The 12,329-nt window shown below is 68.3% G+C and carries 14 protein-coding genes; all 14 read left to right on the forward strand.

Features of this window, described 5'->3' with window-relative positions; translation table 11 throughout:
* Positions 1–4: 4 nt before the first annotated feature.
* The 14 genes from fabG (at position 5) to ACFWPK_RS30980 (ending at position 12,069) form a co-directional block, all read left to right on the forward strand.
* Positions 5–781: a 3-oxoacyl-ACP reductase FabG gene (gene fabG, locus ACFWPK_RS30915; protein WP_378921788.1), complete on the forward strand. Its 777-nt coding sequence runs from the start codon at positions 5–7 to the stop codon at positions 779–781.
* A 13-nt stretch (positions 782–794) separates the two neighbouring features.
* Complete coding sequence (locus ACFWPK_RS30920; protein WP_378921790.1) at positions 795–1,745, forward strand: aromatase/cyclase; 951 nt, start codon at positions 795–797, stop codon at positions 1,743–1,745.
* Positions 1,742–2,599: an alpha/beta hydrolase gene (locus tag ACFWPK_RS30925; RefSeq protein ID WP_378921792.1), complete on the forward strand. Its 858-nt coding sequence runs from the start codon at positions 1,742–1,744 to the stop codon at positions 2,597–2,599. The genes ACFWPK_RS30920 and ACFWPK_RS30925 overlap by 4 nt, the downstream gene beginning before the upstream one ends.
* Before the next feature lie 16 nt (positions 2,600–2,615).
* Positions 2,616–4,199: an acyl-CoA carboxylase subunit beta gene (locus tag ACFWPK_RS30930; protein ID WP_378921794.1), complete on the forward strand. Its 1,584-nt coding sequence runs from the start codon at positions 2,616–2,618 to the stop codon at positions 4,197–4,199.
* 8 nt (positions 4,200–4,207) lie between these two features.
* Positions 4,208–4,375, forward strand: coding sequence for a hypothetical protein (locus ACFWPK_RS30935; protein WP_378921796.1), 168 nt, complete (start codon positions 4,208–4,210; stop codon positions 4,373–4,375).
* Between the two features lie 3 nt (positions 4,376–4,378).
* The gene (locus tag ACFWPK_RS30940; RefSeq protein ID WP_378921798.1) at positions 4,379–4,771 is read left to right on the forward strand and encodes a lipocalin-like domain-containing protein; all 393 of its coding nucleotides are present in this window, start codon (positions 4,379–4,381) and stop codon (positions 4,769–4,771) included.
* Entirely contained in the window at positions 4,755–5,507 is a 753-nt protein-coding gene (locus ACFWPK_RS30945) for an SDR family NAD(P)-dependent oxidoreductase (protein WP_378921800.1), read from the forward strand. Before ACFWPK_RS30940 ends, ACFWPK_RS30945 begins: the two co-directional genes overlap by 17 nt.
* Positions 5,500–7,041, forward strand: coding sequence for a phytoene desaturase family protein (locus ACFWPK_RS30950; protein WP_378921802.1), 1,542 nt, complete (start codon positions 5,500–5,502; stop codon positions 7,039–7,041). The genes ACFWPK_RS30945 and ACFWPK_RS30950 overlap by 8 nt, the downstream gene beginning before the upstream one ends.
* Positions 7,041–7,592, forward strand: a complete 552-nt coding sequence (locus ACFWPK_RS30955) for a pyridoxamine 5'-phosphate oxidase family protein (protein ID WP_378921803.1) — start codon at positions 7,041–7,043, stop codon at positions 7,590–7,592. The genes ACFWPK_RS30950 and ACFWPK_RS30955 overlap by 1 nt, the downstream gene beginning before the upstream one ends.
* 64 nt (positions 7,593–7,656) lie before the next feature.
* Complete coding sequence (locus ACFWPK_RS30960; RefSeq protein ID WP_378921805.1) at positions 7,657–8,667, forward strand: alpha/beta hydrolase; 1,011 nt, start codon at positions 7,657–7,659, stop codon at positions 8,665–8,667.
* Between the two features lie 97 nt (positions 8,668–8,764).
* Positions 8,765–9,286: a bifunctional adenosylcobinamide kinase/adenosylcobinamide-phosphate guanylyltransferase gene (locus ACFWPK_RS30965; protein ID WP_378921807.1), complete on the forward strand. Its 522-nt coding sequence runs from the start codon at positions 8,765–8,767 to the stop codon at positions 9,284–9,286.
* A 39-nt stretch (positions 9,287–9,325) separates the two neighbouring features.
* A complete protein-coding gene (cobT, locus tag ACFWPK_RS30970) occupies positions 9,326–10,441 on the forward strand; it encodes a nicotinate-nucleotide--dimethylbenzimidazole phosphoribosyltransferase (RefSeq protein ID WP_378921809.1) in 1,116 nt (371 codons plus the stop codon).
* 31 nt (positions 10,442–10,472) lie between these two features.
* Positions 10,473–11,222, forward strand: coding sequence for an adenosylcobinamide-GDP ribazoletransferase (locus ACFWPK_RS30975; protein WP_378921811.1), 750 nt, complete (start codon positions 10,473–10,475; stop codon positions 11,220–11,222).
* Positions 11,223–11,355: 133 nt separating this feature from the next.
* Positions 11,356–12,069: an MBL fold metallo-hydrolase gene (locus ACFWPK_RS30980; protein WP_378921813.1), complete on the forward strand. Its 714-nt coding sequence runs from the start codon at positions 11,356–11,358 to the stop codon at positions 12,067–12,069.
* Positions 12,070–12,329 lie beyond the last annotated feature (260 nt).

Here is a 12,329-nt window from a genome sequence, read left to right on the forward strand (position 1 = left end):
CATCATGTCGAAAGCACACGCAGTGGTCACCGGCGCCACCAGTGGTATCGGGCTGGCCGTGGCCCGGCTGCTCGCCTCGAACGGACACACCGTCTACCTCGGCGCACGCACCGCCGAGAACGTGGCCACCACCGTCAAGGAGTTCACCGAAGCCGGCCTCGAGGTGGACGGCAGCGCCGTCGACGTGCGCTCGGGTGAGTCGGTGCACGAGTTCATCGAGGCCGCCACCGTCCGCTTCGGCCCGGTCGACGTGCTGGTCAACAACGCGGGCATCAGCGGCGGCGGCGTCACCGCCGACCTGCTCGACGAGATCTGGGACAACGTCATCGACACCAACCTCAACAGCGTCTTCCGGATGACGCGCGAGGTGCTCAACACCGGCGGGATGCGGCACCGCAGTCGCGGCCGGATCATCAATATCGCCTCGACCGCGGGCAAGCAGGGCGTGGTCCTCGGTGCGCCGTACTCGGCGTCCAAGCACGGCGTCGTCGGGTTCACCAAGGCGCTCGGCAACGAGCTCGCCCCGACCGGCATCACCGTCAACGCGGTCTGCCCTGGCTACGTGGAAACGCCGATGGCGCAACAGGTTCGACGCAACTACGCCAGCTTGCAGCAGAGCACCGAGGACGCGGTGATGGCCAAGTTCACCGCCAAGATCCCGCTCGGCCGCTACTGCACTCCGGAGGAAGTGGCGGGCCTGGTCGGCTACCTCGCCTCCGACACCGCCGCCTCCATCACCGCCCAGGCGATGAATGTCTGTGGCGGACTCGGGAACTACTGAAAGGGGATCGATCATGTCCGCATCCGTATCCGTCACCGCCACCGGCCGTGCCGAGCACTCGATCGAGATCGCCGCGCCGGCGGCCACCGTCTACCGGCTGCTCGCCGAGGTGCAGAACTGGCCACAGTTGTTCCCGCCCACCATCTTCGCCGACTACCTCGACAACGACGAACGCGAACAGCGCATCCGGATCTGGGCCACGGCGGGCGAGGACGTCAAGCACTGGGTGTCGCGGCGGGTACTCGATCCCGAGCAACGCCGCATCGAGTTCCGCCAGGAGGTCAGCAGCCCGCCGATCGCCGCGATGGGCGGTACCTGGATCATCGAAGCGCTGTCGGTGAACCAGAGCAACGTCCGGCTGCTGCACGACTACCAGGCCACCGACGAAGACCAGCTGAGCTGGATCGACCAGGTTGTCGACCGCAATTCGCGCACCGAGCTCGCCGCGCTGAAGCGCAATATCGAACTCGGTGACGCGGGCACCGACGCGACGTTCTCCTTCACCGACACCGTCGAGGTGGCCGGTACCGCCGCCGACGTGTTCGGGTTCATCAGCGAGGCCCAGCTGTGGCCCGAGCGGCTGCCGCACGTGGCGGGGGTCGAGCTGATCGAACCGGGCCCCGGCATCCAGTCACTGGCGATGGACACGGTGGCGATGGACGGTTCCCAGCACCGCACGATGTCGTATCGAATCGTGTTCCCGGACACCATGATCGCCTACAAGCAGCTCACCATGCCCGCGCTGATGACACTGCACACCGGGTACTGGACGGTGCGGCCGACCGAGGGCGGGGTGGCGGTGTCGTCGCAGCACAGCGTGGTGATCAACACCGACAACATCACCGCGGTGCTCGGTCCCGATGCCGATGTGGCGACGGCGCGGGAGTACGTGCAGCGGGCGCTGAGCACCAACAGCATGGCGACCCTGCGCCACGCCAAGAAATTCGCCGAGGAACGGTCATGAGCTCCGTCGAGGCGAGCGCGGCTGTCCTCTCGCCGGGCGTGCACCGGATAACCCTGGACGCGGCGGGAATTCCGATCTCCGGCCTGCTCAGCACACCCGCGCTCGCCCTGCCCCGGGCCACCATCGTCGCGCTGCACGGCGCCGGCATGTCCGCCGCCTATTTCCACGGCCGCGCCCACCCGGACGTCTCGCTGCTCAGCACCGCCACCCGGCTGGGTTACGCGGTGCTGGCACTGGACCGTCCCGGCTACGGCGCCTCCGTCGACGCCCTGCCGGACGGTCAATCCCTGACCGACCAGGCCGACACCGTGCGTGCCGCGCTCGCCGACTTCACCACCGACAACGAGACCGGCGCCGGGATGTTCCTGCTCGGCCACTCCTTCGGCGGCAAGCTCGCCCTCACCCTGGCGACCGAGGGCGAGTTCCGCGGCGTCGACGTCTCGGGCTGTGGGCACCTCTACAACGAGGACACCGAAACCAAGATGTGGCAACGCAATTGGGGCGACCTCCAGTTGTATCCGCCCGGCACCTTCGCCAGGGCGGGCGCGGCGGTGGACTCGACACCGATCCTGGAACTGGTCGACGCCGCCTCCTGGCCACAGACCTTCGCCGAACTGGCCGATCGCATCCGGATTCCGGTGCGGTTCAGCTTCGCCGAGCAGGAGAAGTGGTGGCGCACCGACGATGTCGCGCTCGCCGACCTGGCCGCCCTGCTGGCCTCGGCACCCCGCCGCGGCTTGACCCGTGTTCCGCAGGCCGGCCACAACATCAGCCTGGGCTGGGCGGCACGGGCTTATCACACGAGCGCGCTGGCCTTCTTCGAAACCTGCCTGCTCGACCGCGCCGCGGCCTGAGTGAGAGGACACCGCTGTGACCGAGGAATACACGCTTCCGTTCACCTCCGAGGGTGACGTGAACCGGCTCGACGAACTACGTCTGCGCAAGGAACTGGCCGAGCTCGGGCCCGATCCGGCCGCGACCGAGCGCCAGCACGCCAAAGGCAAACTCACTGCCCGCGAACGTATCTCGCTGCTGCTCGACCCGGGCTCGTTCACCGAACTCGAACCGCTGCGCAGGCATCGGGCCACCGGGTTCGGCCTCGAGCACAGCAGGCCCTACACCGACGGCGTGGTCGCGGGCTGGGGCACCGTCGACAGGCGGACCACCTTCGTCTACGCCCACGACTTCCGGATCTTCGGTGGTGCGCTGGGCGAGGCGCACGCCGAAAAGATCCACAAGGTCATGGATCTGGCGATCAGCGCGGGGGCGCCGCTGGTATCGCTGAACGACGGTGCGGGCGCTCGGATCCAGGAAGGTGTCGCCGCGCTGGCGGGGTACGGCGGCATCTTCCGGCGCAACACCGCTGCCTCCGGAGTGATTCCGCAGATCAGCGTCATGCTCGGCCCCTGTGCGGGCGGGGCGGCCTACTCCCCCGCGCTGACCGATTTCGTGCTCATGGTGCGCGGCACCGCGCAGATGTTCATCACCGGACCCGACGTGGTCACCGCGGTCACGGGCGAATCGGTGACCCTCGACGGGCTCGGCGGCGCCGACATCCATGCCGAGCGTTCCGGTGTCGCGCATTTCGTCCACGATGACGAGGCGACCTGCCTCGCCGATGTGCGCTATCTGCTCTCCTTCCTGCCACAGAACAATCGGGAACTGCCGCCGCTGGTGCCGACCGACGACCCGGTCGACCGATCCTGTCCCGCGCTCAGCGACCTCGTCCCCGATACCGGGACCACGCCCTACGACATCCGCGCGGTGATCGCCGAAATCGTCGACGACGGTGCGTATCTGGAGATCCAGGAACGCTGGGCGGGCAATATCGTCATCGCCCTGGCCCGAATGGACGGTCACACCGTCGGTTTCGTCGCCAACCAGCCGAACTGCCTGGCGGGCACGCTCGACATCAGCGCCAGCGAGAAGGCGGCGCGCTTCGTCCAGATGTGCGACGCGATGAATATCCCGCTGATCACGCTGCTGGACGTGCCGGGGTTCCTGCCCGGCGTCGGACAGGAGCACAACGGCATCATCCGGCACGGCGCGAAACTGCTCTACGCCTACTGCAACGCGACCGTGCCGCGGATCTCGATCGTGCTGCGCAAGGCCTACGGCGGCGCCTACATCGTCATGGACTCCCGCAGCGTCGGCACCGATCTGGCGCTGGCCTGGCCCACCAACGAGATCGCGGTGATGGGTGCGCAGGGCGCCGCGAATGTGGTGTTCCGCAAACAGATCGCCGCCGCCGACGACCCCGACGCGGCCAGGACCGAGCTCGTCGCCCGGTACGCACGCGAGCTGATGCACCCCTACTACGCCGCCGAGCGCGGGCTTGTCGACGACGTGATCGACCCCGCCGATACCCGCTCGATCCTGATCCGGTCACTGAACATGCTGCGCGCCAAGCACTCCGAGCCGCCGGTGCGCAAACACGGCAACCCACCCCAGTAGGAGGACCCATGTCCGATTCCATAGCACTGGTCGATCCACGGATCGAGCTGAGCGAAGAGATGATCGCCGCCGTCGCCGCGGTGTTGCTCACCTACGACGAGCCCGCTGCGGAGCTATCCACGCGCCGGGTTGTGGCTCCTTACATCAGGTTTCGCAATCCGCGTGGCTGGCGGTAGCCCGTGCCCCGGCCCGACGACCTGATCGGCACCTGGCAACTCGCCTCGTTCCACGACACCGATCCCACGGGCGCGCCGACGGCAGGCCCACTCGGCGCCGAGCCCGCCGGGTTCCTCACCTACACCGCGTCCGGGCACCTCTCGGTCGCGATGATGCGCACCGCCCCTGGCGAACCCGCGTTCATGGGTTACGCGGGTACCTGGCGCGTCGAGGACGGTGTGCTGCGCCATCACATCCTCGTCTGTTCGCGCACCGACTGGGTCGGCGAGGAACAAGTCCGCATCGCCGAGCTGACCGACGGTCTGCTCACCATCCGCACCACCCCCGACAACGGCCGCATTGTGCAGTGGCGCAAGGCCGAAGCAGCACAGGAGAAGCATGCGATTCGAAGGTAGGACCGCTCTGATCACCGGATCGAGCGAAGGCATCGGCTACGCGATCGCGGCGGCGCTGGTCGCCGAGGGCGCCAAGGTGGTGCTCACCGGACGCCGCGAGAAGGAACTGGCCGAGGCGGCGGGCACTCTCGACGCGGCCTGGATCAGCGGTGACATCGCCGACCCGGACACCGCGCACCGGGCCGTCGACCACGCAGTCGAGCAGTTCGGTGGGCTGGATCTACTGGTGTGCAATGCCGGAATCCTCATTCCCGGTGTGGTCTTCGCCCAGCCGATGGAGCAGGTCAACCGGATCATCGACGTCAACCTACGCGGCACCATCGCCACGGTCGCCGCGGCGGCGCCCGTGCTGGCCGAGCAGACCGGCTCGTCGATCGCGGTCATCTCCTCCTCCATCGGCCGCAAACCGGGACCCGGCACCGGGATCTACGGCGCCACCAAGGCCGCGTTGCAGTACCTCGTTCCGACGTGGGCGAGTGAGCTGGGCCCCATGGGAATTCGGGTGAACGGCGTGTGCGCCGGCATCACCGAAACCCCCGGTTTCCGCGCGGGCGCCGAGGCGATTCCCGGACTCGAGGCGGGCGTCGTCGCCACGAATGTCATCAAGCGCATCGCGACCGCCGACGAGGTCGCGGCACCGGTGCTCACCCTGCTCGACTCCGCCGGTGCCGGTTTCGTCACCGGCTCCACCTGGGACATCGACGGCGGCTACGGACTGGGAGCACACCATGGCTGAACATGACGTGATCGTCGTCGGCGCGGGCCACAACGGCCTGACCGCGGCCGCCTACCTCGCCAAGGCGGGCCTGGATGTGGTGGTGCTGGAATCGAAATCGGAGATCGGTGGTGGCGTCGTCAGCGAAGCGGTGACCCTGCCCGGTCACCAGCACGACCTGCACGCCGCCGCGCACATCTTCATCCACGGCAACCCGATGATCGTCGACGACGAGCTGGGCCTGCTCGCCGAGCACGGGCTGAGCTATGTCTATCCCGACCCCAGCATGTCGGTGGTGTTCCCCGACGACGACTTCATCGCCTTCTATCACGACGTGTACAAAACGGCCGAGACGATCGCGCGGATCTCCCCGGTCGACGCCGAGAACTACTTGCGTTTCTACGCATTCGCCAGTCCGCTGCTCGACCAGCTGCTGCCCGCGATGTTCAATCCACCGGCTCCGCTCGGTGCGCTGTTCGCTCAGCTCGAACAGTCCGAGGTCGGCCAGGAGACGATGCGGGTGCTCATGATGAGCTACCTCGACGTCTGCCACGAATGGTTCGTGCACCCGAAAGTCAAAGCGGCCCTGTGCCGTTGGGTCTCGGAGCTGCTCATCTCGCCGGATGAGGGCGGCACCGGCGCGTTCCTGCTGCTGATGGTGCCGTTCATCCACCGCTACGGCATGGGTTTCGCGGTGGGCGGCTCGCAGTCGTTGTCCGACGCGCTCGCCGCGGCGCTGCGCGGCTACGGCGGCACCATCCACACCGGCGCGAAGGTCGAGCAGTTCCATTTCGACGGCGACCGGGTGAGCGGGGTGCGCTGCGCCGACGGCACCGAGTTCACCGCGCGCCGCGCCGTGCTGGCCGACCTCAATATCAAGCAGCTGCCCGCGATGGTGGACCACCGGTTCGGCGCCGAGTGGGAGCGCAAGGTCGACCGGATCAAATCGGCCAGTTTCCGTTTGGTCGCGGGCCATCTCGTGCTGAGCGAGGCGCCCGAATTCCGGGCGGGGCCCGAGGTCACCGAGGCCGGATTTCAGGAGGTCGCCCTGGATCTGCCCGACTTGCTTCGCACCTTCGACCAGCTCAAATACGGCGAACCGGTGCACACCATCCCCACCGTCTCGACCGCCACCCGCTGGGATCCGACCAGGGCACCCGCCCCGCATCACACGCTCTACCTGCTCGGTTATGCCCCGATGGAGCTGGCCGAGGGCGATTGGGACAGCCGCAAGGAGGAGATCTTCGATCAGGTCTTCGCCACCTTCGCGGGGATGACCACGAACATCGGTCCCGATCAGGTGCTGTCGCGGGTGGTCCACAGTCCACTGGACATGGAGCGCTACAACGAGGCCTGGGTGGACGGCGATCCCGGCCACTTCGGCTGCCAGCTGTTCCAGTTCATGGGGATGCGACCGCTGCCGAACATGGGTTACCGGCTGCCCGCCGAGGGGTTCTATCTCGTCGGGCCGTCCACCCATCCCGGGCAGGGTGTCACCGGTGGTGCCAGAGCCGCCGCGCTGGCGGTCCTCGGCGATCTGGGGATGGGCGCCTGATGAGCACCGAACCCGGCCCCGCCGAAGTCCAGGAAGCGATCACCGAACTGCTGCGCACCGAGGAACTCGCCGCGCTGGCCACCATCGACGAGCACGGCGCACCGTCGACGTCGGCCATGCACATCGCCGCCGACGGCCTCATCGCCTACATGCACACCTTTCAGTTCAATCGCAAACACGCTCAGATGCAACAGAATCCGAATGTCAGCTATGTGGTGAGCCATATTCCGCCCGGCGGTTTCGCGGGTCGCCACGCCATTCATTCGGTGCAGATCCAGGGCCGCGCCACCCTGGTCACCGATCCCGCCGAAATCCAGCGGGCCGTCACCCTGAGCTTCGAGCAGTTCCCCTGGCTCGCCGATATGTCCCTCTACGACAATGTCAAACTCCCCGACGAAGGCCAGCAGGTGTTCTACCGCATCGAACCGACCCGTGGATTGTGGGCCGATCACCGGGTCCGCCAGCTCTGGCGGGTATTCCTGGAGTTCAGTTACGACGGCCGCTCCATCACCGAATGCCGTCCCTATCATTCGGCCCGCCGAACCGGCTGAGCTCCAGTTGTGAAGCCACACAGTCGGCTTGACTCGATCAACCGGAACTGGCCAAGCTGGCTGTGTGTTTCGCACCGGGTGGGGAAATTCGCGTCGGCTGAGCAGAGCTCTCACGATCGCTACGGCGGCCGTGGTCGTGTCGTTCACCGGCACGTCCGCGGCCGGTGCCGTGCCGTTCACGACACCGGTGATACACACGCCCGCAGGGGGTTTCGAGGAACTGGTCGTACCGTCGAGCATGGGCCCGATCAAGGTCCAGGTGCAGTGGGCCGCGCGCGGCGGCAGCTCGGCGCTGTACCTGCTCGACGGTCTGCGCGCCCCCGCCGACCACAGCCAGTGGACCACCGACACCGACGCGCTGCGCCAATTCGCCGGTGACGATGTCACTGTGGTGTTCCCGGTCGGCGGCCACTCCAGCTTCTACACCGACTGGTACCGGCCGAGCAGCACCAACGGTCAACCGACGACCTACAAGTGGGAAACGTTCCTCACCCGCGAACTGCCCGACTTCCTGGCCGGATACGGCGTCTCCCGCACGAACAACGCCATCGTCGGTGTCTCCATGGGCGGCAATGCCGCGATGACGCTGGCCGCCCACCATCGCGACCAGTTCCGGTTCGCCGGATCGTTCTCCGGTTTCCTCAATCCGGCGGCCCCGATGTGGAACCAGGTCATGCGCGCGGCCATGCTCGATGAGGGCCGGTTCAACATCGACGACATGTGGGGCGCCGCGGGCGACCCCGCGTGGAGCCGCAACGACGCCACCGTCCAGGCCGAACTGCTGCGCGGCCTGCCGATGTACGTGACGAGCGGCAACGGTGTACCGGGCCCCCTCGACCTCCCCAGCGGCGTCGGTAACACGATCAACGCGGCGGGGATCGAGGCATTCGCCGTGGTCACGGCGAGTATCTTCCGCGACCGCACCGCCGCCCTCGGCATCCCGGCCCGCGTCGACTTCACCAACGGCACCCACACCTGGCCGTACTGGCAACAGTCCCTCACCACCGCCCGCCCCATGATCCTGGACGCTCTTTCCGCCTCTCCGGGTATTTTGCCGGTCGCAGGTGGTCGATGAGTTTCGTGCCGGGCCGGCGGTAAATGCGGTTCAACTTCTGGGCAGTTGGGGAGTTACCCATGTTCTTGCGAAATCAGTGGGCAGCTACGGTGCTCGGATGTCCACTCGCATCCTCGTGCTCGGTGGTGCGCGGTCCGGCAAGTCGGCCTATGCCGAGGGCCTGCTGGCCGACGCGCACGCGGTCCGCTATCTCGCTACCGCTGTCCTCGATCCCGCCGATCACGACTTCGCCGACCGGATCGCCGTCCACCGCGACCGGCGCCCCGCGCACTGGACGACTGTCGAGAACACCGAGCCCGCAACGGTCCTCGCCACCGGTGCCCCCGCGACCCTGCTCGATGACATCGGCACCTGGCTCACCGCGCGGCTGGATGCCCGCGCGGCCTGGGACGCGCCGCGCGGCACCGTCGGCCCCGACTGCGATGTGCTCGTCGACGCCGTCGAGGGCTACCGCGAGCGGTTGGTGATCGTATCGCCCGAGGTGGGAATGGGCGTCATTCCCGCGACCCGCTCGGGGCGGCTGTTCCGCGACGAGATCGGCACGCTGAACCAGCGTCTCGCGCGGGCATGTGACGAGGCGTATCTCATCGTCGCCGGGCTGCCGATTCGATTGAAATGAGCCGGGTCGGTCGGCGCCGCGCGCCGTGATCCGGGCAAGATGGGCGTCGAACACCCCGTACCACTTCCGAAAGGCTTGCCAGTGACTCACGGATTCGACCCGGTCGCGGCCCCGGACGCGCAGGTGCGCGCGGCGGCCGAGCAGCGTCAGACGCAGCTCACCAAACCGGCCGGATCGCTGGGACGGCTCGAGGAACTCGGTAACTGGGTCGCCGCTTGCCAGGGCGTGTGCCCGCCCGCGCAGTTCGAACGCGCCAGGGTGGTGCTGTTCGCGGGTGACCACGGCGTGGCGAAGCACGGTGTTTCGGCGTACCCGAGCGAGGTCACCGCGCAGATGGTGGCCAATTTCCTGGCGGGCGGCGCGGCGGTGAACGCACTGGCCGTCGTGGCGGGCGCGACCGTGCGCGTCGTCGATATCGCCGTCGACGGCGATACCGAACCCTCGGTGTCCCAGCACAAGGTGCGCCGGTCGAGCGGTTCCATCGACCGCGAGGACGCCCTCACCGAAGCCGAGGTCACCGCCGCGCTGGCCGCGGGCCGCGCGATCGCCGACGAGGAGATCGACGCGGGCGCCGACCTGCTCATCGCCGGTGACATGGGGATCGGCAACACCACCCCCGCCACCGTCCTCATCGCCATCCTCACCGGCACCGAACCCGTCGCCGCGGTCGGTCGTGGCACCGGCGTCGACGACCAGGGCTGGATTCGCAAGGTCGCCGCCATCCGCGACGGCATGCGCCGCGCTCGCCCCGTCGCCACCGACCCCGTCGACCTGCTCCGTGTCGCCGCTGGCGCCGACTTCGCCGCCATGGCCGGTTTCCTCGCCCAGGCCGCCATCCGCCGCACCCCTGTTCTACTCGACGGCGTCGTGGTCACCGCCGCGGCCCTGGTCGCCGAAGACATCGCCGCGGGCGCGAAAGCCTGGTGGCTCCCGGCTCACCGCTCCACGGAGCCTGCCCACGACCTGGCCTTGAAGCACCTGCGCCTGACCCCGCTGATCGATCTCGAGATGCGCCTCGGCGAAGGCTCCGGCGCCCTCACCGCCCTCCCGATCCTGCGCGCCGCCGTCGCCACCCTCGCCGAGATGTCGACGTTCGCCGACGCGGGCGTCAGCACGGGCGCCGCGGAATCGGACACCGTCGACCTCGCGAAGTGAGCAGGTTCGGCTCGGCGGTCGAGACCTCGCCGTGAACGCCATGAGACTGGCGATCTCCTGGCTCACGGTCATCCCGGTGCCGGGCCCCGCGAAGGTGGACCGGCGGACCGCCGGCCACGCGATCACCCTCGCCCCCCTGATCGGCCTGGCGCTGGGAGCGGCCGCGGCGGCCGGCCTCTGGCTGCTGGTCGGCGCGGGCCTGACCAGCCTGCTCGCCGGTCTGCTCACCGTAGGTCTGCTCGCCATGCTCACCCGGGGCATGCACCTCGACGGCCTCGCCGACACCGTCGACGGCCTCGGGAGCTACGGCCCACCCGCACGCGCTCGCGAGATCATGAAGTCCGGCGGCGCGGGCCCGTTCGGCGTCGCCGCCCTCATTTTCGCCATCGCTGTCCAATCAGTCGCCTTCGCGACCTTGGCCGATCAGCAGCGCTGGGTCGCGATCGTCCTCGCCGTCGCCGCGGGCCGAGTCGCCGTCGTCCTGGCCTGCCGCACCGACATCCCCGCCGCCCCCGACGCGGGTTTCGGCGCGTTGGTCGCGGGCACTCAGCGCCGCGGCGCCGTGCTGATCTGGTCGGCGCTCGCGGTTGTCACCGCGGTCGCGGCGGTCCCAGCCAACCTCTGGCTCGGCCCCGTCGTGGTGATCGCCGCCCTCGCGCTGACCGTCGCGATCACCCGCCACTGCGTCCGCCGTTTCGAAGGCCTCTCCGGCGATATTCTCGGAACTGTCATCGAAATCACGGTTTCGGTTGCCGCGGTGGGCTTCTCGCTGGCGTTATAGCCGATCACGAACTCACCCCAAACTCCGACTGTCCACAAGTCCGGGACATCGACGGTTGTGTGGTCCCACAGACCGTCCGGTCAACGGTACTCGGGTGGGTCGCCAGCACACCGGTGGCAATACAGTGGAGCGCATGTCATCCGAGCGCCTCTACTTCCGCCAGCTGCTGTCCGGCCGGGATTACGCCGTCGGCGATCCGATCGCCACGCAGATGCGCAACTTCGCGTATCTGATCGGCGACCGGGAGACCGGCGAGACCCTGCTGGTCGATCCCGCCTACCAGGCAGCCGACCTCGTCGACGTCGCGGCGGCCGACGGCATGCGCGTGTCCGGCGTACTCGCCACCCACCATCATCCCGACCATGTGGGCGGCACGATGCTCGGTTTCACCCTCGGTGGCGTGGCCGAACTGCTCGAGAAGACCAGCGTCCCGGTGCACGTCAACAAGCTCGAACTGGACTGGGTCGCCCAGACCACCGGCATCGCGCCGAGCGAGCTGACCGGCCACGACCACGGCGACAAGGTGAAGGTCGGCGCCTTCGACATCGAGTTACTCCACACGCCCGGCCACACCCCGGGCAGCCAGTGCTTCCTGTTCGACGGTCGCCTCATCTCCGGCGACACCCTGTTCATCGACGGCTGCGGCCGCACCGACTTCCCCGGCGGCGACTCCGAAGAGATGTTCCGCAGCCTGCGCCAACTCGCCGCCCTCGACGGCAACCCGACCGTCTACCCCGGCCACTGGTACTCCGAAGCCCCGAGCGCCGCACTGACTTCCGTGTGCGACAGCAACTACGTCCTGCGCCCGAAGTCCCTCGGCGAATGGCAAGCGTTGATGCCGGGATAACAACTCCCGCAAACCCAAGCCCGCCATGACCGCACTACCAGAGCCCTACCGTCTAACCCCAGCTCCGCAGCTCTCCCGCAATACCAGCCACACCGTCTAACCCCAGCTCCGCCATGACCGCACTCCCCACCACCGCACTCCCGACCCTTAGGGAGGGACGGCCACGAAGTGGCCGGTCCGCGGCCGGGTCGCCGGTTAGCGCTCGAAAGCGCTGAGCCGAAGGCTCTAGTCTCGAGCGCTAACCCGCGGCCCATTGGGGC

Source organism: Nocardia sp. NPDC058519 (assembly GCF_042719755.1).
GTDB lineage: Bacteria > Actinomycetota > Actinomycetes > Mycobacteriales > Mycobacteriaceae > Nocardia.

What these genes read in the sequence shown, in the direction of transcription:
- ACFWPK_RS30945 (WP_378921800.1), top strand. Translation starts at nt 4,755, where the DNA reads ATGCGATTCGAAGGTAGGACCGCTCTGATCACCGGATCGAGCGAAGGC.
- ACFWPK_RS30965 (WP_378921807.1), top strand. Translation starts at nt 8,765, where the DNA reads ATGTCCACTCGCATCCTCGTGCTCGGTGGTGCGCGGTCCGGCAAGTCG.
- ACFWPK_RS30980 (WP_378921813.1), top strand. Translation starts at nt 11,356, where the DNA reads ATGTCATCCGAGCGCCTCTACTTCCGCCAGCTGCTGTCCGGCCGGGAT.
- ACFWPK_RS30935 (WP_378921796.1), top strand. Translation starts at nt 4,208, where the DNA reads ATGTCCGATTCCATAGCACTGGTCGATCCACGGATCGAGCTGAGCGAA.
- cobT (WP_378921809.1), top strand. Translation starts at nt 9,326, where the DNA reads ATGGGCGTCGAACACCCCGTACCACTTCCGAAAGGCTTGCCAGTGACT.
- ACFWPK_RS30925 (WP_378921792.1), top strand. Translation starts at nt 1,742, where the DNA reads ATGAGCTCCGTCGAGGCGAGCGCGGCTGTCCTCTCGCCGGGCGTGCAC.
- fabG (WP_378921788.1), top strand. Translation starts at nt 5, where the DNA reads ATGTCGAAAGCACACGCAGTGGTCACCGGCGCCACCAGTGGTATCGGG.
- ACFWPK_RS30950 (WP_378921802.1), top strand. Translation starts at nt 5,500, where the DNA reads ATGGCTGAACATGACGTGATCGTCGTCGGCGCGGGCCACAACGGCCTG.
- ACFWPK_RS30955 (WP_378921803.1), top strand. Translation starts at nt 7,041, where the DNA reads ATGAGCACCGAACCCGGCCCCGCCGAAGTCCAGGAAGCGATCACCGAA.
- ACFWPK_RS30920 (WP_378921790.1), top strand. Translation starts at nt 795, where the DNA reads ATGTCCGCATCCGTATCCGTCACCGCCACCGGCCGTGCCGAGCACTCG.